Origin of the sequence: Leucobacter musarum subsp. musarum (genome assembly GCF_001273845.1) — a bacterium.
GTDB classification, from domain to species: Bacteria; Actinomycetota; Actinomycetes; order Actinomycetales; family Microbacteriaceae; genus Leucobacter; species Leucobacter musarum.
On record NZ_JHBW01000055.1, the window covers coordinates 1 to 243 of the forward strand.

The following is a 243-nucleotide window of genomic DNA, read 5'->3' on the forward strand; positions in this document are numbered from 1 at the left end:
CAAGATGCTCTCCGGTGTCATGCGTCCCGACAGGGGCTGGGTCCGCACTCGCGGTCGTGTTGCGGGACTGATCGAGGTGAGCGCGGGTTTCAACCCCAACCTCACCGGTCGCGACAACGTCTACCTCAACGCGGCGATCCTCGGCATGTCGAAGAAGGAGACCGACGCCCGCTTCGACGACATCCTGGAGTTCTCGGAGATCGGCGAGTTCATCGATACCGAGGTGAAGCACTACTCCTCGGG

Annotated in this window: 1 pseudogene; it reads left to right on the forward strand. The window is 62.6% G+C overall.

Annotated features, from left to right (window positions below):
* Positions 1-243: pseudogene (locus tag CH42_RS16845) on the forward strand (sugar ABC transporter ATP-binding protein); the annotation flags it as partial.